This window comes from Arthrobacter sp. LAR12-1-1.1, assembly GCF_040676555.1.
Taxonomy (GTDB): domain Bacteria; phylum Actinomycetota; class Actinomycetes; order Actinomycetales; family Micrococcaceae; genus Arthrobacter.
The window spans coordinates 16,451-39,427 of the sequence record NZ_JBEGIG010000079.1 but is presented as its reverse complement, the minus strand read 5'-3'; the positions used below and the strand labels follow the sequence as shown (position 1 = coordinate 39,427).

Below are 22,977 nucleotides of genomic sequence, written 5' to 3'. Positions count from 1 at the left end.
CATCTGAGGCCCGGCAGTCCCGGCTGCTTTGATCCTGCTGCACAGGATTCAGGAATCAATCCTACGTTTGTTCAAGATTTGCTCAAGTCTGCCTCGTGCGAAACGCGACGCCACGAAAATTCGTTGTAAGGGCAGTCTTCGAACCATTCGACCTGACTTGGCTCACGCGTCGTTTATTTATGGCCGGCTAGGGCCGTGACCTGCGGTGATGTGTTCTGACCGGTGGCTTTTCACGCACTAACGGTTTGGCCTAGTGTCGCCGATGTGGTGTTTATCAGGCAGGTGCGGACGGCCTCGGGAGCGACGGCGGTCCAGATCGCCGAGTATATGCGCGGTCGTCAGCGGATCGTGGAGCATGTCGGCTCGGCGCATACCGAGGCCGAGCTCGGCGTGCTGCTGGAGCGCGCCCGTGAGCTGCTTGAAGACCCTGCACAGGGTGTCCTTGACCTCGGCGTCGAGCCGACACCCCAGGTGAAGAGCCTGGTTGAGCCTGCCCGCGGGCCGGGCTTGTTTGATGCGGCCGAGCCGGTCGGGCCAGCCGCTCGTGACGGTTCAGGACGCGTGGTGGGAACGGACTCGCGGGTCCTGTTCGATGCGTTGGCCGGGGTGTTCACGGCGTTGGGATTCGACGGGCTCGGCGACGCGGCGTTCCGGGACCTGGTGATCGCCCGGGTCGTGGAACCGACCTCACTGCTGGATGCCGGCAGAGTCTTGCGGGACCTGGGCCGGGTCCCGGCCAGTTATGCGACCATGAAGCGCACCCTCGGCCGGGCCGCCGCGGGCAAGTACCGCGACCGGATCGCAACTTGGTGCTTCCAGCACGCCAGCACCAGCGGGGACGTCTCCCTGGTGCTGTACGACGTCACCACGCTGTACTTCGAGGCCGAGAAGGAAGACGAGCTGCGAAAGGTCGGGTACTCCAAGGAACGCCGCGTCGACCCCCAGATCGTCGTCGGTCTGCTCGTGGACTGCGGCGGGTTCCCGTTGGAGATCGGCTGCTTCGAAGGCAACAAGGCCGAGACGGCGACCATCATCCCGGTCATCAAGCAGTTCCAGGCCCGCCACGACCTGGCCGACATGGTCGTCGTGGCCGACGCCGGCATGCTCTCAGCGGGCAATCTGCGCGAGTTGGACGAGGCGAACCTGCGCTTTATCGTCGGCTCCCGGATGACGAAGGCCCCGACCGATCTGGCCTCGCACTTCCGTTGGCACGGCGACGCCTTCACTGACGGGCAACTGATCGACACCATCACTCCCAGAACCGGCCACCGGAACGAGAACAATCCCGACGTGCGCACCGAACCGGTCTGGGACCCCACTGGGCATCCGGGCTCATGGCGGGCCGTGTGGGCCTACTCCAGCAAGAGAGCCGCCCGTGATGCCACCACCCTCACGGCCCAGGAGAACCAGGCCCGGGAGGTCATCGAGGGACAGAAGGCGGCCCGGGTCCCACGCTTCGTCAAGACCGCCGGCGGGAAACGCAGTCTGGACGAAGCATCGCTGTCACGTGCCCGGCAGTTGGCCGGGCTGAAAGGCTACGTGACGAACATTTCTCCGACGGTCATGGCCGCAACGGAAGTCATCGGCTCCTACCACGACCTGTGGCACGTCGAGCATTCCTTTCGGATGAGCAAGTCGGACTTGCGGGCCAGGCCCATGTTCCACCGCACACGCGACGCGATCGAGGCCCACCTGACGATCGTCTTCACGGCGCTGGCCGTCTCCCGAACGGTCCAGGCCTGGACCGGGCTCGCCGTGCGTAACGTCATCAGACAACTCCGGACCCTCCGTTCGGCCACCATCGCCATCAACGGCACGACCCAGACATTCGCACCCGCCATCACAGCAGAGCAGCAAGCCATCCTCGATGCCATCCACCAACCGAAACTCACGCACTAAGCGAATGAGCCAAGTCAGGAGTATGAGTTTCCTCAACGAAGACAGCCCTGATGTAACCGTTGGGGGAAACGAATGGGTGATCTCAGCAGACGGTCCACATGCAGGCCAGCCCCGTCGGTGAGCTGGGGTCGGCTGACACCGAACCATGGGACCATGCATGGTCATTGATCGGATCTATGCCCGACTTGGTTGCCCACATGAGGCCCACCCAGACTGTGGGCCCATCCGGGGCTGAGGCCCCGTTGGTGGCTGGTTGAATTTCCTTAGCTGTTCGAAACCAGGCATCCTTCAATGTCTGTCCTTCGCGTGCATACTTTGCCAGCTGGCGACCCTCACTTTCATTGTCGAAAGTAATAGCACCATATCCCATCAACAAGTGGAGGCCGTCGAATGCACCATCCCAACGATTAAGGACATTCCCGCCGCCGCTGGACAGAATATCGTCCTGAAGGGGACCACAGGCCGCGATAGTGACCCACTCAAGGTCATTTTGTCCCCAAAGATCTCCTGGATTGGACGGCGCGGCACCGACTTCACTAAATAGCAGTCCTCCATCGTCCGGACTGGCTAACGTCCAGCCGTTCATGCTCGCATGTCCGGTGTAAAACACGAAGTCAGCGGCGTCCACCCACGTGTCGTCATTCCTCCGCCAATCAGACTCCCAAGCGTTGGCGTCACCCCAGTTGAAGTTAATGTTCCAACCGTCCGCACGCCACTGGTCAATGAAACCCTGGGCATTCTTCTTGCTTCCGCTGAGTCCGCCTGAGACTCCGATCCAGGACGCGCCTGCCTCCCAAGGGTTCGCCGATGCGTGTAGAGAAAGTAGATTCTCCGCCCCCGTCTGCGCCATATAGTTGCGACGCGCGTGCAGCTGTTCATTTCGGTCTTCCTCGGACGGCTTTGTCCGCGCCGTACGCTTAGGCTCTGGCTCGACGCGGTCCGGCTTCGGACCAAACTCTGTAGCCGGGAGCATGGCCTTCCGTAGGGGGATGATTTGATCCCCCACACGAGCCGTGCCGCCCATGACGTGGACGGGAAAGAGAAATTCCTGATTTTCAGAAACTGGTGCTGAATAGTACGCGAGGAAGCTCGTAACGGATTCGAGTTTGAGGCTCAGCCCCTGGAAGTTCTTACGGTATTCCTCTTCGGATTGCTCCGACGATATGGTTTCCACCTCAAAGGCGTCCAGCAGTTCACGCCAGACGCCGTGGAAGCCAATGGGCTGGCCTCCATCGCCGAGTACAAGAGTGAAGTCACCGCCACCGCCGACAACGGGGAGCCCGTCAACGGTTACGGGGAAGACGACTTGCCGGTCCAGTTCCACTTCAGCTCGCTGGCCGTCGCTCAATGTGGCGAGTCTCGTCCCGGCTTCCACTAAGCCTCCCCACGAAGCAGGTCCTTCGAGTTTAGGTAGCAGAGCGCGAGACTCAACGAAATCACGTGCAAGCCCCAGCGTATCTTCAACCCGAGGCAGTTCTGGGTGAAGGTTCGGATTGAACAACTGAGTCTGGTCCGCGGCCCAGATCCCGCCGCTGGCCAAACTCAGCTCGACGAGGTGGGATCTCGACTGCAATCTGAGGCGTTCAGGTCCGTCCGTAAGCTGGTAATCATCCCCATCAGCGATCTCGAACAGACGCGCGGCGCTGTCCAGCAAATCTTTGGTGCTAGGCCTTGCTGTGCCAAGACGGTAAATGCGCATCATAGACCTCGATTATCTCCTTGGAATGTGCAATTCTGCACGAGGATTCCCCGAACAGTATTCTCTTCGGGGACCAGCATGTAGTCTGCAATCTACCTATTCGCCGTTACTTGGCCGTTACTGGTGAAGCACATGCGTGAAGCCACTGGTTACCCAGGGGCCGGAGCGTTTTTAGAGAATGCTGCGCGATTGACCGTGTGACTGGTGAAATTCTGCGCCGGACCCTGGCCGCCAAGGCGCCGGGATCACGGAGTGGGTGTCCGGGCCGCCGGGCCCGGTCCTAGTTGTCAATGAATCGGGCATCAGGAATCCAGAGTCCGGCAACAGCGCACATCGAAGCCGCAAACCGCCGTTTACTGGCTTGTATCTCTTAAGTACCCCCTGTTGAGGTGGGGTGGTCGTCGTTTACGGTGGCCTTGGGAGGGGCCGGGGTGGTTCCGGTTTTCGGCTGGGCGTCATGGCTCGTGAAAGAGATCGTCGCCCCCGGCCTGTCTTCCAAGCAGACCCGATTGAGGGAATTGGTGGCCGGGAGAAAACGGTGCGCAGCACCAGGTTTCATCCGGGCGGGCACCGAATGACTCACAAGCGCGGGAACTGTATCCGACGCTTCCTCAGCAGTTGCGGGCGTGTGAGGGAGGTCGCCGCCGGCGCTCGGATTAGCGCATGACGGTTCTCCCCAAGGATGGGGAAGCCCGGCTTGGTGACTCGGCTGGTGGACCGGCAACGACGGGTTTTTCCCATCGCACGTATTCGATGCGAAAAGGGAGAACCATCATGCAGGATCAGGATAAACCCGCCGGGCTCGTGCGGGCAGTGGCAGGTATCGACGCCGCGATCACGGCACGGCACCATATCGCGGTCCGGGAGTTTTTCGACGACGGAACAGAGCATCTGAGCCGTTTCACGGTCGACCCGACCCTGGCCGGACTGGAGAGACTCTCGCAGCGGCTGGCCGCCGTTCCGGCGCCGCTGACTGCGGTCGTGGAACCAACATCGATGACCTGGCTGGCGCTGGCCCTCGCTGTCGAACGGGCCGGCGGCCGGATGGAGATGATCGGCGCCCGGCACTCCTCCCGGCTGCGCGGGGCCATCATGGGCAAGAACAAATCCGACGTCATCGACTCAGAAGTCCTCACCCACGTCGGGGAGATCTTCGACCCGCCACCCCTGGTACTGGCATCTCCGGGACAGCTGGCGCTGCTGCTCCGGGCCGGCGAGACACTCTCGGACCGCTACAGCGACCGGCTCAGCCAGGTCTTCGACCTCGATGACCCGACCGGCAAGCTGCAGGCCGCGTGGAACGTCAAGGAACAGCTGCGCGCCCTGCTGCGCACCGGCTCGCTCCAGGACGCCAGCGCCGCGAAGACCAGGCTCGGGGAACTCGTCGACCACGCCGCCCAGCCCGAGACGACCAGGCTCTGGCGCACGGTCTGCCGATGGTGGAAGGAAATCGAAGTCCTCATTGTCACCGGCGCAACAACAGCGAAATTGGAAGCGAACAACACCGCCATCAAACACCTGAAACGGACAGGACGCGGATTCGTCAATAGCCGGAACTACACGACCCGCATTATGCTCAGAAGCGCCGCCAGAACAGCGGCCTGAACATCCACCGCACAGTGGAAATCACCACGAACCGCGGAGAGCCGGTTTACTCGGAAACCCTTGTACTGACGCGGCTTTCGACGCCAGGCGCGCCACACCGGGGAGGGCGTATCACTGGGTCCTGTTCGGCAGATTCTGCTATTGGATCACTTATACAGCTCTTATGATCCGTTACCGGAGTATGCGGAACGGCTCGTGCAGGTCATTGAGGACGCCTCAGGCGTGCTGGGAAACTTGGGGGCAACAATGGACACGGTCTCCACTCAGTCCAAGCTGGCGCTCCGGACTTGGAGCCTGTAACAGGATGGACGCGATTGTTTTTCCTGCGTCCAAAGAACCGCTGGCTCTGCGGGTCAGGTACCAGCAAACGACCGAGCTGATGCCGGTTCAAAGGACGAACCACAATGAGTGAGTTGAGTTCGCGAACGGAGTGCCTCCTAGAGCGGTCCGCGTGCACGATGTGCGGGATGCCGTGGATCCCGAAGGTTCCCCTCATCATCTCCATGGCCAGCACCCCGGATTCGGTGGCGTGGACGTGTGCGCCGACGATGAACCTGGAGTGGATGTCAACCATCATGTAACAGTCGAAGTACTCGCCTCTGACCGGGCCCGCGAGTTTGGTGATGTCCCACGTGTAGACCTGGCCCGGGGCCGTGGCGACCAGTTCAGGAATCGCCCGGGGCGGGTGTTGGCCAGCCGCCGGCGTTCCTTGACCTGACTGTTTTCCGCCAGCACCCGGTAGAAAGTCGACGGGGACCCCAGATAGATTCCCTGATCCAGCAGCTGTGGCGGGGAACGTCCATGACATCCAAAACCGTCGCCGCGCACTTCGCTCAACACGACTTTTCAGCCGATTCGGCCGACATCCGCAGCGGCTTTGAACTGTTCGGTCGTCCTGGCGCTGAACTACCAGGACCGCTGTGAGCACCTGATGCCTAACGGATCGGCAAAAAAGCGGGTGAAGTACCGTCTTGAGGCACACCGCGACCCTCCCGGTGCGGCTCCAGTCTCAGACAATGACGCTGGAAAGCATTCCCGCAAAATACAGCATCCAACCTATGCATGCGTGCGGATCTGACTTGAAACTGGATAGGTGCGAAAAGCTATTCGGCGCTAGATGTATCCAACCCACCGGTGGGTGGGGAAGTGCGACCTGCGTGTAGCATCTGGACACGGCACCAGGCGAGAGGGTCAGATGCTTTGGCTCGGCGATGATGAATGGGCTGTCAAAATCAGTCACCTCCTGGACGGTTCCAGTCGGTTTCATGGTCTCGATAAACTTCCGTGTAGCCCCGATACCGGAACTGAAGCTAGAGACACCAATCTTGCTAAGCTCAACATCGCCTAGAGGAAAGGGGCTGACCTCCGCCTGGACGGCGGTCAGGACGGCATTGAGCGTTTCAAGCGGTTCGATGCTGAACATGTTCTTTGCGGGATCGTTGAGGGCCCCCATGGTGGTGAAGGGAACGAGTAGCGGCAGTAAGCGGGCTCCGGCCAGCTGCCCACCTTCCATAGCGACGTATCTCTGGATAGACCTGGACCAACCGCCGCCGAATGCAGGATAGTCAGCGTCTGCGGCGTGTACGGTGCCGGCCTGGACGACGGTTGGATGAAAAAAGACTTGGACTCGCGTGAAATCTGTCGTCCCGAGCGGCAAAGCGACGCCGACCCAAAAGATTGACCCATCCTTTTCGAGCCTGAAGAGGAATTCCTGGATCGCCGTTTTCAGCGGCATCTCAGTGAGGAAGTCCCCCTGCATCAGGGGGTTGATCACCGGATTGATCACTTCATGTGGGTTCGTAAGTTCAGGCCCGTTAGTCTGGCTGATTGTGATAGGACTCACGTCTTGACCTCATCTCTTATAGATATGCCCCGGTGAATCCTGGATATTCGCTAGCTAGTGTCAGATTCGGACGGAATCTGCATACACGACCCGGCCAGCCAAGCCATGATCGTCGCTCGTTTCAGCGTCGGCCGCCAGATAGTCGCGTTCCACAACTGTGATCCTTCGGGCGGCTCCGGCGGCGGCTGGAAGTTCCAGCTGCCCGCTCCATGTCGTGTTTTCGGCGTTCATCGAGCCCTGGAGCTCCACCCTTGCTCCGTCGATGGGGTGCCAGCCGAGGGTTTCATCGGCAATGGTGGCATCCCGCTCTTCGATCGTGGCCACGATGCGTGCTCGGGCCAGCGCATCTGTCCGTGCAGGGCCGCTACCGCGCAGGGAGGTGTAGGACGGGCCAGTGACCGTTATTTCTACGACTTCAGCATCACCGTGTGGTGTTGTCAGGCTAAGGGTTCGGTCCGCCAGAACGGTTGTTAGGTCAGTCAGTACGACGCTGGAGGCATGCATCCCGGGCACTGATTGCGGTTGATAGCGGACCAGTGCCAGCCGGAGCAGGGGCATATACGCGGACTCCGTGGCGAGTTCGACGTCGCAGAACCAGCTCTTCGTTTCCGGGTCGAATTCCGGGGTGAAGTAAGCGATTCGGAGGGGGCCGGGGGCTCCGGGGACCGTGATGCCGGCGGCGGTCCCTTCGGCATTGACGAACGTGCTGTCCTGGGCTGACGCCAGGCCTTGTCCGCCGCGGACAGGGTCCTGCCCGACGATTGTGATGAACGGGTATTCGGGGGAGAGAGAGGAGATCGCATCCGGCCCGTATACGATGCCAAGTTTCTCGCCATCCCCAGAGGAGTACCACGGCCGGGCGAGGTAGATGCGCAGGCCTCCGCCGTGGCGGTGGCGCCGGCGTGGCCCGACGTCGGGCATTGGTTGCTCTTCCCATTGTTGGGTGGGCACTACATACAGCACGTTGGGCGGGTGGGGTGCGGCGCTGCTGGGCACGTCGATTTCAACCGGCGTGCTGGCCCTGCTGAGGTGGTTCTTGTTGGCCCATTCCGTGGGAAAGTACTCTCGGAACGGGGTGGTGGCGACGGCGCGGTATGCGATGTGCCGGTGCTTGGTGTCGCCGAAGGCATGGGGCGGAAGTTCAGGGGTGTGCTGCTCCCTCGCCATGGTGGCGAAACTCAGCTGCCTGCCGTCTTCAAGGCTCCAGAATGTGCTTCCCGGCCCGGTGTACGGCGCGCCCGTCGCTGCGAGGGCGAGGGGCAACCGGAAGACCACACCCTCCTTGGAAAGGACCACGGGAGCGGCCTCCGCCGGGTCGTCGACGGGTTCCTGCCACGCGCCGACCAAATCGATCTGTTCCGTACTGGCGGCATCCACAGAGAGCAGCCCGAACAGGTCAGCCGACAACTCCGAGCCAGACCTGCCGACGTCAAATTCGTGCACCTGTGGCTGTTGTAGCGGCTGCTGGACGGCGTGGACCAGATTCAGTTCGTGCCAGGGCGTGATCATCCAGAAGTGGTTCTCCTTGGCGGACTGGTACACGCGGTCCAGGTCCTCGGCCGGCAGGGACTGTTCGCACCACCGCATGATGCCGAAGTTCGCAACATCCGATTCCAGCAGGGAGCAGACGCGGACCGTGGCGGTTGCCGCCTGGGCGAGGTTGACGACCAGGAGCCGCTGCTCAGGATCCCAGATCGGGGCGCCGGTGCCTTCAGCGAGCCTGAGCCGGAACGGCGCCGCGGTGTACCACTGTGGGCCCTCGAAACGGATTGTGAAGCTTTCCGTGTCCGGCACACCCGGAAGGCCAAAGAACACGGCGCCGGTGGCCAGCGGATCCGGAAGGTAGGGCAGTTCGAACTGATCGTTGCCGCAGACCACATAGCCTTGCGGATTGTCCGGATCGGTGGAGACCTGGGTCAGGGACCCTTTCTCCCGGCGGGCGACGGCGTAGGCCTGGGACATTGCCTCCAGCTTCGCGGCGTCCGGATCGGTGCCGTCCGAACCGATGGACATGTCCATCTGACCGTGCAGTTCCACTATCTGCAATGCAGCCTTGGGCGGGATGACATGCCGGTCTTCGACCGGCCGGTAGGGGGCATGCCCGCGGGCCAGGACCTCGTCGGACGCATTGAACTGCGCCGCGTACTCGTCGGTGTTCAGGCCGGCGTTGCTGCGGACCACCATGCGCAGCAAGGAGGCACCCTCGGCGAAGCGTTCGGTGGGGGCCAGGGCAGGCGCCGGAACGGGCTCGAAGCGGAGGTAGTTGGCGGGCCCGCCGGCGGGGGCGGCCTGGTCCGGGACGGCGGCGTCCATGAGGATCCTGTCGGCGGCGTCCAGTGTGGGGCCGTTGCCGGCCAGGTCCACGGTGCGCACCCGGAACCTGTAGCCCTCGCCAAAACGCAGACGCGGCAGACTGGCGCGCTGCACCCTGCTTTCAATCCCCAGGCCCATGGCCGTGACGGCGTCATTCCTGACGTGCGAGGGCTGCGTTTCCGGGGCGTCGTCCTGAGGTGCCCGGGGATCCCTACTGAGCGACTTCCCCGGGCGCTCGGCCGACAGGCTCCAGCCGTCCCACGTGACAACCGTTTCGTGGATGTAGAGCTCCCCGTTGGGATCGGGCTTCTGGTTCGGAGGCGCGGCTTTCCCTGCGAGGCTGAGCTGGAAGAAGCCTTCATCGACCACGGTCGGCAGCGCGTTCCCGAACCGTTCAGCGGTGTACTGCACCCGGCGCCGGTGCAGGGAGCGCCATGCCCCGGCACCATCCGTGGTGGGCGTCCAGACGTCCAGGCGGTATCCGCGTACCAGGTCCTGGGCGTGGAGCGTCAGGTCCGTCCCGGCGTCGATGGCGTCATTGACCTCGACGGCGTCCGCGAAGTCTCCCTGCAGGGCTCCGGCACGGCCGGTGTGGACCAGTGCGAGTCCTCCGGTCCGCAGGGCCGGGACCCCGGCGGTCTCGGCCTCGCCCAGTGGGGTGTCCCCCTCGGCCCTGGTATCGACGCGGTTGAGGGTCGCCGCCAGGTTTAGGGCCTTGAGCGCCGCGCCGTCCACGTCCACCTGCTGGACGCTGTAGTCCCTACCGGAGAGGTCCAGCAGCCCGGTGGGCAGAAGCCCGGTCAGGTCCGGTGCCCGGTCCGCAGAGGCAAAAACCATCCGCTCCCCGGCAACCCCGTTCACGTACGCGGTCCATGGATTGGCTGAGGACTGTTGTTCAGCGGGCAGCTCCGACTGCCAGATCGGGACCACCCGCAGGCGCCGCGGTGCAGCCGGCAGGGAGGACGGAATGTCCGCCGCATCAACCTCCAGGTCCACCACCAGTCCCAACCGCCGGAGCAGCCAAGGGTGATCACCCAGCGCGGCGAGCATCTGATGAAAATCAATGGTTGCCTTGAAATGACTGGCGTCGGCTGGCATATCGACGGGGACGCCGTCACCGGGGCGGCGGTGGAACAGCAGGGCCCGGGAGAACTCCCGGGGCACCCTCCCGAAGCCATCCTCGGCGGGCGGCAGCGGTTCCAGCGGCGCTCGACGTCGGTCCGCGCCGGAGCGCCGGAGCGCGGCTTCTGTGCGGGCGTCGGTCAGGAGCGCATTGATGCGGCGGTCCAGATGCGTTTCGTCGCGTGCCTCGGCGAGCCCGCTGCTGGCGACGGCGCGGATGCCTTCGAAGATACCGGCCAGGTTCGGCTCCTCGCCGTGGGGTGTGGGCTGCATCCGGGGAAGATCCGAGGGCGATGCGGCAGCCACGGCCGTGTAGACCCGACGGATCTCGTCCAAGACCGCCACGACCGAGAAGGAGATGAGCGGCCGGTCCGCGTAGTCATCAAACTCGAACGGCGCCAGCGGAGTGGTCCCGTCAAAGAAGGACGCCCAAAGATCGGGGCTGGGTGGTGCGCTGACAACGGTGGCCGGTATGGCCGCCCCGCCATCCACCTCGACGGTGAAGGAGGCTCCCGGGGCCCCGACTTGTTCGGGCCAATGGAGGAAGTCCGGGAAGGAGCCCAGTGTGGTCACCACCCCTGGCAGCGCCTGGGTGCGGAGCCGCGGTGTGACGAATACCGACAGGCGCAGTCGCCCGTCGGCCGGCGCCGGCCCATTGGGCAGTGCGGTCCACAAGATATGTTGTTGCACGGTCATTGTTCCCCCAATTGTTCAGTCGGCGAAGGCCAGGCAGTACTGCTGCCAGTCACCGGGGTCGACCACCTGGTCGAAGCTTGGGTCTCCAGCGGCCCCGGCGAAGCGGCGTTCGATGCTGAGTGTCACGGACTTGCTGAAGCAGGCGACCTTCACGCAGACGCTTAGGCTGGCTTGCCCCCACACTTCAGAGCGTCCTCCGCCCTTGTCCCGGTAGGTGAAGGCGAGGTAGAACTCGATCGAGATGCTGATCAGTCCCAGCACGGAGAGGTAGCCGCCGCAGCGCAGGTAGCCGGTGAGGGCGGTGGAGGTTCCGGTCATCCCGAAGTAGATGCCTGCCATCACGGTGACCCCGCCGCTGGCCACGCCCAGGTTCAGAGCGACGCTGCCGCCGAATTCGATGGCGGCTTCCAAAGATTCCAGGCCTTTGGCGCCGACGCCGAGGGCGAAGAATCCGCCGCCGCCGAAGATCGTGACTGTGACAATGAAGGGGCTGTGCCGTTCGGAGATCGCGAAGCGGAAGCCCGCCGGCTGGTCGTTGAACGGGATGCTCAGCATCGCGGAGATGGACAGGTTTTGAAGGCTGAAGATTCCGATGCCCACGGTGGGGATGCCCAGGGTGTAGCCGGCGCTGATCCCTGCGGTGGTGACTTCCACCGATGGCGGATCGCTGAACCCGTCCGCGGGCAGGATTTCCTGCAGAGTTTTGATGAACTGCAGGGGGCCCAGGAATTCCACGCCGAAGCCTTCAGCGGTGACGTCCGGTTTCCTGCCCGTTTCGGCGCTGAATTTCAGCAGGTCCATGGTCAGCCGGATGATCCCCGCGAATTCGAGCGAAAAGTTCCGCAGTTCGCCCAACAGTGTGGCAGTCGAGCCGCTGCCGTCATCGAAGGTCACGGTCCGGGAGTCCAACACCAGCACCGCGTCGTCCACCTTGAGGAAGTCGAAGAGCCCAGTGGGGCACTGGATGGCGGGTGACCATAGGTACCGTGCCTCGACGGCGGGAATGCCAGCGGCTGTGGTCAGTGGCCGGACCTTCAGGAGTGGGACCTGCAGCTGGGTTCCCGGATTCTCGATGACGCGTGATAGGTCAGTATCGTTGAGCTTTGATGCGGCGAACCGGGATCCGTCCGGGACGTCAAGTTCGGACAAGATCGCCGCCAGCGGTATTGAACCGAACAGTTTGGCCTCACCGAACAAGGTGGCGAGTGTGGCTGCGTTCAAGGGGGCCGTGAACGCCGCGGACATCGCACCTTGCCGGGCGGACAGCCGGTCTAACAGGGCACTCGGCCGGGCGAGGCCTCCTCCCTTGTCTCCGGAGAATCCGAGATTGATCTCCGGGAAGTCACCGAAAACACCGGCTGCGTTCTGGTCCGACGCCACTCCATACTTCAGGTAGGTGGAGTTGAAGAGCATGTTGACTGCCTGCTGCGGGCCGGTGACCCTTTCGGCAGCATCGACGTGCACATCCGCGTTGTCCACAAACAACAGCCAGCTGGGGCGGTAGCCGGCTTGGAGGAATTGATCTCTTACTGCCGCGGCCAGCGGCTGCAACCCGAGGGTCAGCGCTGCGACCGGTACTCGAGTGGAGCCTGGTGCCGTGTCCGCGGGGTCTGCCACAGCCATGATCTGGTTGTGCAGGTCCTGCCTCTTCCGCTCGGGCCTTTCGGCTGCCAGAGCATCGAAAGCTTGCAGGACATCGGCAACTGGGTCGATCGCGGCGTCGGGAATGAACATCAGCGGCATCGTGAACGAGATCGAATTGTCTTCCCAATCGGTTCCGTGAGCGCCGAAGCTGAAGTCTGCATTACCCACTTGGATCCAGAAGGGCTTGTGGAAGGCCGCCTCCATGGCGGCTTGCAGGTAGGGCTGCGCTTCTGGATCTTCTAGGCCTGGAAAGTCAGCCTGCGGATTGTCGATGCTATAGAGCGATTGGGCCTCGTTTTCGATCAGGTTCTGGGCCACGGGCAGGTCAATTTTAGGCGTTACCAAGGTGGTGAGGCGCAGGGTCCGTAGCGGCATCTCCCGCCCGCCAAACTCATAGCCGCCGTGCGAGGCCAGCGTAGCTAGGTCCAGCTCAGGATTCTGGATGATGATCTGAAAATATTGCCGCAGATACGCCCTAGTGCCGAAGACCGCGCCCGGGCCCTCGGGTCCCTGGACGGTACGGACGACGTACGGTTCAAATCGGCGTTCTGTGACCTTGACCAAGGATGCCGGATGCCCGGAGGAAACGCATCCCCGCCGTACCACCCTGACGAACTGGTCCCTGCCCAACCCGGCCACGTGCTCGTATGACTGCATGCTTGGAGTCGGCATCCCGAACAGCACAAGGTTGTCATGGCTGGCTGGGTACTCCTTGGGCGGATATTCCCAGTTCCCGCGAAGCTGCGCTGTCGCACCCAACGCCGTGATCATGAACTTGCTGGACTCCAACGGCTTGGGCTGGTACCGGAAACCAAACAGGCGGCCCGAGATCAGCCGCGGCCGCCACTCGTCATACAGCAACATCCCGAGTTCCTGTGCGCTCTTCGGTTTGATGCCGAAGTCAGAGGTGAGAGTGACCAGGTCGTTGAGGTCCTCATCGCTCAAGGAGCCCCGGATGGAATCCGCGACGGCCCTTCGGGCTATCGCACGCAACGGAACCGACGGTGACCCATCCCAAATTAGACGTGAATGCCACAGCTCCGTCCGGCCGTGGGACGTAAAGGGTCCGGAACGATGCCCCCACACCGCCGCTGCATCCGGCGAAAGAAACAACCGGTAGGGAAACTCGATTGCCGTCTCCTCAGGAGACGGCAGCGCAGGCCGGGCGGTGCCCATGGCGCCCTCGGGAAGGGCGTTTGCAGCCAGTTGCGGAACAAGAGCCGCCCAGTCCAGCAACCCGGCAGGAGTCAGCGCTATGTCCGTCTGGCCATCGGGCAAGGCAAACACCAGCCGACTGGGCCCGGCCGCCAAAGCTTGGACGGGAGGGTCGTCGGTGTGCTCCCGGCTCGACTCAAACTCAAAAAAAGCCCGTTCAGCCACATGCTGGTAGGGAAGAATGTATGTCAGCTTAGCGGGCAGCTCAGGCTCCACCCGCACCAGGCGCGCGCCGTCGTCAGACGTCTCAAGATTCGAAAACCGGACCTCCAAGACCAGAAGGTCAGCAGGGCGCAGTAGCCACAAACTGTTCGGCAGATCAGGCATCACAGAGACCTGCGGTTACACGGCAACGGAAGTGAGAAGAACCTACACTCGTAATCCGGTTCACGGCCCGCCGCCTTAGTTGACGCGACAAAATAAGGCATGCTGACCGAAGAATTCGCCCGACCGCCACCTAATGAGAATAATGGCCTTCTGGTGAAGAGGTGTCAAGGCAGCTGGCCATTGACAATATTCCTTGCAAAGGACGATTCTTAGAGACACCGGTCTTTTCCACACTTTTTCTTCAAAGGCGTGGCCCGTGTACTCGTAGTTCGTGCGACCAACGATCCAGGCAGGCAGTTCGCGGTCGACACAAGGTTTAAACCACGGAGTCGAATTCCCAATGAAACCGTTGCTGGAATTCTAATTGATCTACCAGGGCAGTGCGATTTGTTACAGACACACGCACTTATACACAAGGAGACCCTGAATAATGGAAATCCCGACAGAGATGCTGGTTGCTCAGGACACACTCACATCAATGCTGCAACAATTTCCTTTGCCAGGGGTATTGGGCATCGACATCGGTTTGCGTGAGGATGGCGCCGAACTCACGGACGAACTGGCTATCCGCATCTTTTTGACGGACGAACGCGATGTGCCGTTCGAGTTGGTGCAGATGACCCAGGCGGTCGAATTTCCAGTTGTGTTCGTCCAACGAGCCTTCACGCCGCTAGCCGACAATGGACAGTACGACCCTGTCGTTGGCGGCGTCACAATACGTGCGGCACATGGTCCTCTCCTATTGAGCAACGGTGCAGGCACGATTGGTGGAATTGCCGAGGACTTGATGTTCGGCGGCATGGTTGGCGTGTCATGTGCCCACGTGGTCGCCGAGAGCGCTGAAGCCGTGCAGCAGGGTGATCCAATATTCCAACCTGACAACCGAAGGATTGGCAGTCTGTACCGCTGGTCGGATTCTACCGACACAGCTGTTTTCACAATTGATAATGCAGCCTTCGCCCAAGAGATCGCCGACATCGGGAGCTACGCGGGAATGGCTAGGGCAAACGTGGGAGACCTTGTGCGTAAGCGGGGGAGGACGACCTTGCTCACCACGGGAAAAGTAAGTGGCGTAGGGTTTCAGCCGCTCGGCATAGGGACGCCTAGGAACAGTTTCGAGATTTGGAGCCAAGGAATCTTTCCTCCAATCTTCGCCGACTACGGGGACTCGGGGTCCATCATCGTCAACGAGGAAAACAAGGTAGTCGGCATTTTAACGCAACTCGCATTTGAATACAGTCGCATAGTGACAGTAGGTGTGCCACCTTCCGGAGGGATCTCCGTCTTCGCTACACAAATGGTGGGGTTACCTGGAGTCATCGGTGCCGCAGAAAGCGTCGGAATAACCTTCTGAGCGGGCCGTGGAAGCGCAGTGAGCCGACAGCAATGCGTACGAGCAGATTTCATGGAAAATGGCTTCCATTTCAGTTAGGTAAAATGACGCCAGCGACGATTATCGGCGAAAAAAAATGTCAGCCTCTTCCAGCCGATTCGGAGTGCCGATAATGGACCATACGTCGCGCTGCCATTTGTACAGGGTTAGTAGTGTCAGGTTGGGATCTAAGAGTTGCTCGGGCCATTGTCAGAAAACTACGAGGCAAACCCTATTCTGACAGCCCTTGTCCACATGCCCGACGTCGGGGTGAGGTGTACTCAAACTAACGCTATTGGTTCAGCTCGCAATTTCACGCCGCTACTACCCACATGTCGTCAGCGATGCCAGCTCATGGCTGACTAGGAGTGTTCAAGGACGCACAACTTCGGATCACATACCTGCCGGTGCCGCCTCTTTTGTCGGGCTTGGGTGAGTCTTGCTTAAGGGACTGCATGATGCGGTCGGTGACCTCGTGAATGGGGCCGATGCCGTCAACCTGGGTGAGGATGCGGCGGTCGGCGTACTTAGCTACAACTGCCTCGGTCTGCTCATGGTAGAGATCCAGTCGGCGGCGTATGACGGCCTCGTAACTACCGGTGGGGTGACCTGCGAGAGACATGAAGCGTGTCCTCAAAGGCGCGCACTCTTACCGACCCGACGCTTCCGGGGGGCGTGGCCTGTAACGATGTCCATTTAGTGGTGCGGCTCTTGGTAAAAGCCCACACCCCGCGGCTTGGTGGTTGTGCTCAGGTGCGTTCGATGCCTTGGAACGTGTGCAGGACGTCGACCGCGTGGGTGGTGGGGTCGTAGGGCGGGTTGCCGATGCCCTTCGTGGTGGCCTCAGCCGTCACGGGGTCCCACAGCTCGTCGATGTGACCTGATGCGAGTGTGAGGAGGGTGTCGCGGACGAAGGTGTCGCGGATGGTCTGCTGATCGCTGCGGCCTGGTCGTGCCTGGCCGACGATGCCGTACGGCGATGCCGAGCTCCGTGAGGAAGGTGAGCGCGAGCTCTTCTGCCCACCAGGCGGGCACGATGCGTGATGCACCGCCGGAGAATGCGGCGAGGTGGTGGTACAGCCCGTCGGCTGCGGGGGCGGCGAGGAGACCGATGGTCGAGTACGCGCCGCCGCTGTGGCCGGTGACCGTGACATTGTTCGGGTCTCCGCCGAACTGGGCGATGTTCTTCCGTACCCACTGCAACGCGGTGATGATGTCCTGCAGGCCGAGGTTCGTGGCTTCCTCGAGTGCACCACCGTATTGGGAGAGGGAGAGCCATCCGAACGGGCCGAGCCGGTAGTTCGGGGACACCCCGATCGCGCGTCCGGTGGCGGCGAGGCCAGAGGCATTGGATGTGGTCTGCGTATTGGCGCCGAGTTCGAAACCGCCCCCGTAGATGTAGACAATGACGGGGAGGGGTTCGTCGCCAACGTCTTCGGGTGCCCACAAGTTGAGGTTCAGGCAGTCCTCGCTGAATCCGTTGTCGGCTTCGAGCCAGCTGGTGTCCCCGGGTTGGAGCGGTGCGGGACCTTTCTGGTCGTAAGGCAGGTCGGGGTCGAATGGCAGCTGGTGGGGCGGCGGAAGCGTTCCGCCGTGGCGTAGGGGATCCCGAGCCAGGAGCGCACGGTGTGCGTTGGGGAAGTGTCGGTCATGTGACGGTTCCTTTCGGAAGTGAGTTAGTCCGCGTCGGATTCGAGGGGAGTATCGCCGTGGCGGAGCTGCGCCCAGTGACGCAACCGTTCGGTGAAGGCGCGCTCGTACCCGAACGTGGTGGGTTCGTAGAATGTCTCCCGGGGCAGGCCCTCGGGGAAGTAGTTCGCGCCGGAGAATCCGTTCTCTGTGGCGGGGTCGTATTGGTAGCCCTTGCCGTAGCCGAGGTCTTTCATCAGCCGGGTCGGGGCGTTGAGGATGTGCGCCGGCGGCATCAGCGAGCCGGTGCGTTTCGCGGCGGCGCGCGCCTTGGTGAAGCCGCGGTATACGCCGATCGACTTCGGCGCGGTCGCGAGGTAGATGACAGCTTGTGCGATTGCGAGTTCTCCCTCGGGTGAGCCCAGGCGTTCGTAGACGTCCCAGGCCGCGAGGGCCTGTTGGACGGCGTTAGGGTCGGCCATGCCGATGTCTTCGGTGGCGAACCGGGTGATGCGGCGGGCGATGAACAGGGGGTCTTCACCGCCGTCGAGCATCCGCGCCAACCAGTACAGGGCTGCGTCCGGGTCGGAGCCGCGCATCGACTTGTGGAGCGCGGAGATGAGGTTGTAGTGGCCTTCCTGCGATTTGTCGTACAGCGGCGCCCGTTTCTGCACGGCGGCGGCGAGGGCGGCCGGGCCGACGGGTGCAGGCAGGGCTTGCACCTGCTCGATCATGTTCAGCAGGTACCGGCCGTCACCGTCCGCCATCGCAGTCAGTGCCTGGCGAGCCTCATCAGTCAGTGGCAGCGGCCGACCGATGAGCGCTTCGGCGCGGGTGATGAGGGTGCTGAGCGCGGCGTCGTCGAGGCGCTTTAGAACGAAAACCTGGCTGCGGGACAGCAGCGCGCCGTTGAGTTCAAAGCTGGGGTTCTCCGTGGTCGCGCCGACGAGGACGACGGTGCCGTCTTCGACGTAAGGCAGGAACGAGTCCTGCTGGGCGCGGTTGAACCGGTGGATCTCGTCGACGAACAGCAGCGTGCCCTGACCGACCTCGCGCCGACGCCGCGCGACCTGAAACACCTTACGAAGGTCCGCGACGCCGGAGAAAGTGGCGGAAAGCGGTTCGAACGCAAGGTCGGTCTGCTCGGCGAGGAGCCGTGCGATCGTGGTCTTCCCGCACCCTGGCGGCCCCCACAGCACCATCGACACCAGCCGTTGCGTGCCGACCATCCGCCCGATCGGCGCGTCCGCGGCTAGCAGATGGTCCTGCCCGATGACGTCCTGCAGGGTGCGCGGACGGAGCCGGTCAGCCAGTGGCCGCGAGGCATCATCGACGTCGAACAGCGACGGCGCCTCACTCACGGGTGCCGCTTCCGGTGGAGGCTGTCGGCGAGGTCATGGGAATCGTGCACCAGGTCTCCGATCAGCTGCTTCGTGATCCCGGTGCCGGGCCCGATGGAGATCCAGTGGTGCTTGTCGAGGTAGTGCCCGATCGTGATCGTGTCGAAGTCGCGGCGGAGCGCATCCCCCTGGTCCGGGTCGACCTTCAGGGTAATGATCTGCAGGTCCGGATCATCGTCGGTGACGATGAGGAACACTCTTTCGTGCACCTTCCACACATCAAGGTGCGGCGTGAACGGGCGCCCATTGGTGACGTCCTCGAGCGATGCCGCAATGTCACGGGCGTACTGCTGCAGTTGCTCGCCCGAGAGAGTCACTGGTCCCTCCGGCCGAACGTTTCAGGGTCGACCGGGCGCTTCGCGTGCGGCAGGTTCTCGACCACGAGCAGGTAAGTCTCGGTGACCAGGTCATCGACAAGCCGCTTCTGGAGGTCCCCGCCGGGATGCAGGGTGATCCAGTGCTGCTTGTTCATGTGGTCCCCGGCGTGATGTCCTCGTGCTGCTCGCGGAGCGCTTTGCCGTCCTCCGGATCCGCCTTGACGATCACGATCGGCTCACCCTTGATGTCGGTGATCAGCATGAAGACCTTGCCGCGGACCTTGAACACCTCCCAGTCCGGCCCGAAAGGAGGCTCCAACCCAGCACCCGGAAGCTCCTCGACGCGGTTCCGGGCGTACTGCTGCAGCGTGTCGGCCTGCATGTTCATCCTCCTGAGGTCGCTGGCAGGAACAAGCCTATCCGAATATGCGTACGATGGTACATACTTGGTCTGATATTGAGGAGGAGCGCATGCGGAAGGGCAAACCGAATGACCCGGAACGCCGAACCCGGATCCTCCGTGCAGCACTGGAAGTCATCGCGTCAGAAGGCGTGCACGCGGCGTCGTATCGACGCATCGCCGCGCAGGCCGGCGTGCCGCTCGGGTCGACGACGTACTACTTCTCCGACCTGGAAACGTTGATCGTCAGCGCGTTCGAGACCCTGCGAGACGGACTCGAACCGCGATACGCGGCCCCAGTGCGCGACGCGCGAACCGACGCCGACATCGTTGACGCACTCGTGGCTGCCACGTGCGGCTCAACGGCCCCGACACTCGACGACATCCGGTTGTACGAGGAGATGCACCGCTACGGTGCACGCAGTCCACGGGTCGCGGACCTCCTCCGCGACTTCCAGGAGGAGTCCCTCGTGATCCTCCGCCGCTCTCTATCGGACGGCGCAGCCCGGGCTGTCGACGCACTCATGTGGGGGTGGTGGAGCTACCGCGCCCTCAACGATGACGACCCACTCGACACGAGCACAGTGAGCGACGCCTACCGAGCTCTGGTCTCAATGGCCACACAGCGCACGATCCGCTGAATGGGGCCCGCCGGGCCTGACACCATGCTCGGACGGATCGAACCGATGGCAGCAGCGCGGGGCTCTCCCCTTCCTCCCCGCTCCCTCTCTATTCATGGCGCAGACCAAAGGCGCGGGTGCCTATTTTGAAGGTCCCGCGCCTTTGTGTGTCTTTTGCTTCTTACTTCCAGTCCGGGCTCATGCCCTCGGGGTAGCGGGAGCCGAATCCTCCCTCGGGGAGAATCTTAGAAATCCGGGTGAGATCGGCTCCGGTGAGGGTGAGGTCGGCGGCGCCGGTGTTCTCCTCGACGCGCTTGGCACTGCGGGTGCCGGGGATGGGGACGATGTGTTCCCCCTGTGCGAGCAGCCATGCGAGGGCGAGCTGCGCGACGGTGGCGTCCTTGGATGCGGCGAGTTCGGTCAGCTGGCGTGTGGCCTCGACGTTCTTCTCGAAGTTGCCGGGCTGCCAGCGGGCGTCGCCACCGCGCATGTCGGTCTCGTCGTACTCGGAAGCCGGCTTCGCACTGCCGGTGAGGAACCCGCGTCCGAGGGGCGAGTAGGGGACGAAGCCGATGCCGAGCTCCTTCAGGACGGGGAACAACACCTCCACTTCGCGCTCGAAGAGGGAGTACTCGGTCTGGAGTACCGAGACGGGCTGAACGGCATGGGCACGGCGCATGGTCTCCGGTCCGGCTTCGCTGAGGCCAAAGTACTTCACCTTGCCGGCGTCGATGAGCTCCTTCACGGTTCCGGCGACGTCCTCGATGGGGACATTGGGGTCCACGCGGTGCTGGTAGAGCACGTCGATGTGGTTCATGCCGAGGTAGCGGAGGCTGTTTTCGACCACCTCGCGGATATGCTCGGGGCGGCTGTCAAGGCCGTAATCGGGTGTGAAGCCGAACTTCGTGGCGATCACGACCTCGTCGCGGAAGGACTTCACGGCACGGCCGACGATTTCCTCGTTCGCGCCCCAGCCATACACTTCCGCTGTATCAAAGAACGTCACGCCCAGGTCGTGCGCTGTCTGGATCGCGGCAATGCCTTCCTGTTCATCGCCAGGGCCGTATGCCAGAGAGATTCCCATCGAGCCATAGCCGATGGCGGAAGTGGTCAGGCCCTGTGTGCCTAATGTGCGTGTCTGCATGAGTTGCCTTTCTGCTATCGGGCGATGGACTGGTAGCGGTCCCACCAGGAGGCGATGGGTTCCAGCGCGTTCTCGGTCCGGAACTTCTCGCTGAGGGGCCCGACGAAGCGGATGTTGGTGAGTTCGGTGGACTCCCCCCACATCTTCTGCCCGTCGGCGGTCAGGGCGAGGTGGCGGCCGATCGCTTCCTCGTTCTCGTAACGCTCGTGCTGCAGGATCGTCCCGTCAGCGGAGCGTGCCAGGGTGTACTCGAGGACGTACGGCTCCTCTTTCTCTGTGACGGGAAGCACCGCGGCGAGGTACTTCTCGAAGAGGTCCTGATCGAGGACACGGTAGGTGAAGAAGACATCGATCTGATCAGTGGTTGGCATGACTTTTCCTTAGGTGAGTGAGTCGGGGTGCCTCGGTCGTTGCAAGGAGGGCATCTGACCGAATGCGGTAAGAGCAGTTTATGCCCTTTGTGGCAGTGACTGTCAACTAAGGCGTTGTATGCTTAATGCATGAGTGGAAGTAGGAGTGGCGGGGTTGGGTTGAGGCAGCGCACGCGAGAAGCGGTTCGTGAGCAGATCGCCGAGGTTGCTCTTGTGATGTTCGACGAGCAGGGTTTCGATGAGACCACCGTCGACCAGATCGCAGCAGCGGTCGGCATCTCGCCCCGGAGCTTCTTCCGGTACTTCGCCTCCAAGGAGGACGTCGTTCTGGGTGACCCGATGCTCTACGGCGAACCCGTTCGACAGCGACTCGCCCAGGCCCTGGAATCGATGCCGGTCTGGGAAGCCCTGCGATCAGGGTTCGAGGCAGTGGTGGAAACAGTCGAATCGAACCCCGAATGGGCCCTGCGTGCAACGCGAGTGATGATCCGCACGCCTTCTCTGCGCGCTCGGAACACGGAGAAACACCTGGCCTGGATGACTGTTCTCGTGCCACTGGTCGCCGCCGCCCTGACTGGACCCGAAGCGGAACGGCAGTACCACGCACGGGCAATCACCCTCTGTGCTCTAACCTGCCTCGACGTCTCCTCAGCCGAACTGGTACACCGCAACGGTGCCGTGACATCCCGGGTACTGCTCGATGAAGCCTTCCGGCTACTCAAACCCACAGCACTGGTCGACTAGACCCTCTTGCAAGACACTGGGTGCTCGGGTCTGTCTTCGGCGTCGGGGCGGCTGTGTGCAGGTTGAATCCAGCGCTGGACCCAGTCCTCAGGTGCGCCGATCCTGTTCTTGCCGGACCGTGGTGGTCGGTCTGGCGGTGGCCGTCCCGGGGGGGAGGCTGCCTCGAGGATGGCCACGGTCATTCCCCGCCGGGATGGCTGGCCAGGATGTGGTCTGCCGCTCCGGGGCCGGCCATCCGCAGTCGGCGTCCGTGCTGGTCGCGGCCGCGGCGGTGCATGGCCGCCCGGAAGGTGATTTCGGTTCCGGGGTGGATGTGGTGGAGCAGCCACCAGCTGGTGTACGGGGCCGTCGAGGCAGTCGGACCTACCCCAGGGGGCATTGCGTTTGATCCTGAACAGTGGCTTCGAGGAGGAACTGTTCGAAGTGCGAGGTGGCCACTCCCGGCTCTTTTCCGCAAGTGAATCGATGTCCCACAGTGCGGCTACAGCGCCTCGCCTTGCGGCTGTGCACCCACCCGCAAGAGCCCCCATCCTTGAAGGGTTGAGTGGGACTGTCCATCACTTACGCCGGCCCAGCGCGCCTGCATCGAGCCATGAGACTCAGAAGTCATTGCCAGG

General features: G+C 62.7%; 17 protein-coding genes and 2 pseudogenes. 5 read left to right on the top strand and 14 right to left on the bottom strand.

Translation table 11 applies throughout. The annotated features are described in order from the left end of the window. Nucleotides 1–264 precede the first annotated feature (264 nt). On the top strand, nt 265–1,899 hold the full coding sequence (locus tag MRBLAR12_RS23255) for an IS1634 family transposase (protein WP_364748844.1): 1,635 nt from the start codon (nt 265–267) through the stop codon (nt 1,897–1,899). An 82-nt stretch (nt 1,900–1,981) separates the two neighbouring features. Here MRBLAR12_RS23255 and MRBLAR12_RS23250 read toward each other — a convergent pair whose 3' ends face one another. Further along, on the bottom strand, nt 1,982–3,601 hold the full coding sequence (locus MRBLAR12_RS23250; RefSeq protein WP_364748841.1) for a DUF6345 domain-containing protein: 1,620 nt from the start codon (nt 3,599–3,601) through the stop codon (nt 1,982–1,984). Between the two features lie 771 nt (nt 3,602–4,372). Here MRBLAR12_RS23250 and MRBLAR12_RS23245 point away from each other — a divergent pair. After that, on the top strand, nt 4,373–5,203 hold the full coding sequence (locus tag MRBLAR12_RS23245) for a transposase (protein ID WP_364748838.1): 831 nt from the start codon (nt 4,373–4,375) through the stop codon (nt 5,201–5,203). A 438-nt stretch (nt 5,204–5,641) separates the two neighbouring features. Here the strand turns inward: MRBLAR12_RS23245 and MRBLAR12_RS23240 are convergent. The 4 genes and pseudogenes from MRBLAR12_RS23240 to MRBLAR12_RS23225 form a co-directional block, all read right to left on the bottom strand. Beyond that, nucleotides 5,642–5,989: pseudogene (locus MRBLAR12_RS23240) on the bottom strand (IS3 family transposase); the annotation flags it as partial. A 223-nt stretch (nt 5,990–6,212) separates the two neighbouring features. Next, nucleotides 6,213–6,989 (bottom strand): hypothetical protein, encoded by a 777-nt coding sequence (locus MRBLAR12_RS23235; RefSeq protein ID WP_364748836.1) that lies wholly within the window; start codon nt 6,987–6,989, stop codon nt 6,213–6,215. A gap of 117 nt (nt 6,990–7,106) precedes the next feature. Next, nucleotides 7,107–11,177 carry a hypothetical protein gene (locus tag MRBLAR12_RS23230; protein WP_364748833.1) on the bottom strand — a complete coding sequence of 1,357 codons (4,071 nt, stop codon included), beginning with the start codon at nt 11,175–11,177 and terminating at the stop codon, nt 7,107–7,109. A 15-nt stretch (nt 11,178–11,192) separates the two neighbouring features. Continuing rightward, nucleotides 11,193–13,766: a hypothetical protein gene (locus tag MRBLAR12_RS23225; RefSeq protein WP_364748831.1), complete on the bottom strand. Its 2,574-nt coding sequence runs from the start codon at nt 13,764–13,766 to the stop codon at nt 11,193–11,195. Nucleotides 13,767–14,793: 1,027 nt separating this feature from the next. Between MRBLAR12_RS23225 and MRBLAR12_RS23220 the strand changes: the two genes are divergently transcribed. Next, entirely contained in the window at nt 14,794–15,717 is a 924-nt protein-coding gene (locus tag MRBLAR12_RS23220) for a S1 family peptidase (protein ID WP_364748829.1), read from the top strand. A 370-nt stretch (nt 15,718–16,087) separates the two neighbouring features. Here MRBLAR12_RS23220 and MRBLAR12_RS23215 read toward each other — a convergent pair. From MRBLAR12_RS23215 to MRBLAR12_RS23190, 6 genes and pseudogenes are all read right to left on the bottom strand, one after another. Next, nucleotides 16,088–16,324 (bottom strand): annotated as a pseudogene (locus MRBLAR12_RS23215) (hypothetical protein); the annotation flags it as partial. Between the two features lie 254 nt (nt 16,325–16,578). Continuing rightward, on the bottom strand, nt 16,579–17,301 hold the full coding sequence (locus MRBLAR12_RS23210; protein WP_364748977.1) for a carboxylesterase family protein: 723 nt from the start codon (nt 17,299–17,301) through the stop codon (nt 16,579–16,581). A gap of 110 nt (nt 17,302–17,411) precedes the next feature. Continuing rightward, nucleotides 17,412–18,725, bottom strand: coding sequence for a replication-associated recombination protein A (locus MRBLAR12_RS23205; protein WP_364748826.1), 1,314 nt, complete (start codon nt 18,723–18,725; stop codon nt 17,412–17,414). Then, nucleotides 18,722–19,081 (bottom strand): MmcQ/YjbR family DNA-binding protein, encoded by a 360-nt coding sequence (locus MRBLAR12_RS23200; protein ID WP_364748823.1) that lies wholly within the window; start codon nt 19,079–19,081, stop codon nt 18,722–18,724. Before MRBLAR12_RS23200 ends, MRBLAR12_RS23205 begins: the two co-directional genes overlap by 4 nt. Continuing rightward, nucleotides 19,078–19,236, bottom strand: coding sequence for a hypothetical protein (locus MRBLAR12_RS23195; protein ID WP_364748820.1), 159 nt, complete (start codon nt 19,234–19,236; stop codon nt 19,078–19,080). The genes MRBLAR12_RS23200 and MRBLAR12_RS23195 overlap by 4 nt, the downstream gene beginning before the upstream one ends. Continuing rightward, nucleotides 19,233–19,463, bottom strand: coding sequence for an MmcQ/YjbR family DNA-binding protein (locus MRBLAR12_RS23190; RefSeq protein ID WP_364748819.1), 231 nt, complete (start codon nt 19,461–19,463; stop codon nt 19,233–19,235). Before MRBLAR12_RS23190 ends, MRBLAR12_RS23195 begins: the two co-directional genes overlap by 4 nt. 89 nt (nt 19,464–19,552) lie before the next feature. Here MRBLAR12_RS23190 and MRBLAR12_RS23185 point away from each other — a divergent pair, with 89 nt between their 5' ends. After that, nucleotides 19,553–20,122: a TetR/AcrR family transcriptional regulator gene (locus MRBLAR12_RS23185; protein ID WP_364748816.1), complete on the top strand. Its 570-nt coding sequence runs from the start codon at nt 19,553–19,555 to the stop codon at nt 20,120–20,122. 160 nt (nt 20,123–20,282) lie between these two features. On the opposite strand, the gene MRBLAR12_RS23180 is transcribed toward MRBLAR12_RS23185, so the two are convergent. Both MRBLAR12_RS23180 and MRBLAR12_RS23175 read right to left on the bottom strand, forming a co-directional pair. Next, nucleotides 20,283–21,245, bottom strand: a complete 963-nt coding sequence (locus tag MRBLAR12_RS23180; RefSeq protein ID WP_364748813.1) for an aldo/keto reductase — start codon at nt 21,243–21,245, stop codon at nt 20,283–20,285. Nucleotides 21,246–21,259: 14 nt separating this feature from the next. Next, nucleotides 21,260–21,616 carry a hypothetical protein gene (locus tag MRBLAR12_RS23175; protein ID WP_364748810.1) on the bottom strand — a complete coding sequence of 119 codons (357 nt, stop codon included), beginning with the start codon at nt 21,614–21,616 and terminating at the stop codon, nt 21,260–21,262. A 129-nt stretch (nt 21,617–21,745) separates the two neighbouring features. Here MRBLAR12_RS23175 and MRBLAR12_RS23170 point away from each other — a divergent pair, with 129 nt between their 5' ends. Beyond that, nucleotides 21,746–22,360 carry a TetR family transcriptional regulator gene (locus MRBLAR12_RS23170; RefSeq protein WP_364748807.1) on the top strand — a complete coding sequence of 205 codons (615 nt, stop codon included), beginning with the start codon at nt 21,746–21,748 and terminating at the stop codon, nt 22,358–22,360. A gap of 178 nt (nt 22,361–22,538) precedes the next feature. On the opposite strand, the gene MRBLAR12_RS23165 is transcribed toward MRBLAR12_RS23170, so the two are convergent. Continuing rightward, nucleotides 22,539–22,739, bottom strand: a complete 201-nt coding sequence (locus MRBLAR12_RS23165; protein WP_364748804.1) for a hypothetical protein — start codon at nt 22,737–22,739, stop codon at nt 22,539–22,541. Between the last annotated feature and the right edge of the window lie 238 nt (nt 22,740–22,977).

Excerpts from the sequence above, each read along its gene's own strand:
- MRBLAR12_RS23170 (WP_364748807.1), top strand. The coding sequence starts at position 21,746 with ATGAGTGGAAGTAGGAGTGGCGGGGTTGGGTTGAGGCAGCGCACGCGA.
- MRBLAR12_RS23165 (WP_364748804.1), bottom strand. The coding sequence starts at position 22,739 with ATGCCCCCTGGGGTAGGTCCGACTGCCTCGACGGCCCCGTACACCAGC.
- MRBLAR12_RS23195 (WP_364748820.1), bottom strand. The coding sequence starts at position 19,236 with ATGAACAAGCAGCACTGGATCACCCTGCATCCCGGCGGGGACCTCCAG.
- MRBLAR12_RS23185 (WP_364748816.1), top strand. The coding sequence starts at position 19,553 with ATGCGGAAGGGCAAACCGAATGACCCGGAACGCCGAACCCGGATCCTC.
- MRBLAR12_RS23250 (WP_364748841.1), bottom strand. The coding sequence starts at position 3,601 with ATGATGCGCATTTACCGTCTTGGCACAGCAAGGCCTAGCACCAAAGAT.
- MRBLAR12_RS23180 (WP_364748813.1), bottom strand. The coding sequence starts at position 21,245 with ATGCAGACACGCACATTAGGCACACAGGGCCTGACCACTTCCGCCATC.
- MRBLAR12_RS23175 (WP_364748810.1), bottom strand. The coding sequence starts at position 21,616 with ATGCCAACCACTGATCAGATCGATGTCTTCTTCACCTACCGTGTCCTC.
- MRBLAR12_RS23245 (WP_364748838.1), top strand. The coding sequence starts at position 4,373 with ATGCAGGATCAGGATAAACCCGCCGGGCTCGTGCGGGCAGTGGCAGGT.
- MRBLAR12_RS23220 (WP_364748829.1), top strand. The coding sequence starts at position 14,794 with ATGGAAATCCCGACAGAGATGCTGGTTGCTCAGGACACACTCACATCA.
- MRBLAR12_RS23230 (WP_364748833.1), bottom strand. The coding sequence starts at position 11,177 with ATGACCGTGCAACAACATATCTTGTGGACCGCACTGCCCAATGGGCCG.
- MRBLAR12_RS23190 (WP_364748819.1), bottom strand. The coding sequence starts at position 19,463 with ATGCAGGCCGACACGCTGCAGCAGTACGCCCGGAACCGCGTCGAGGAG.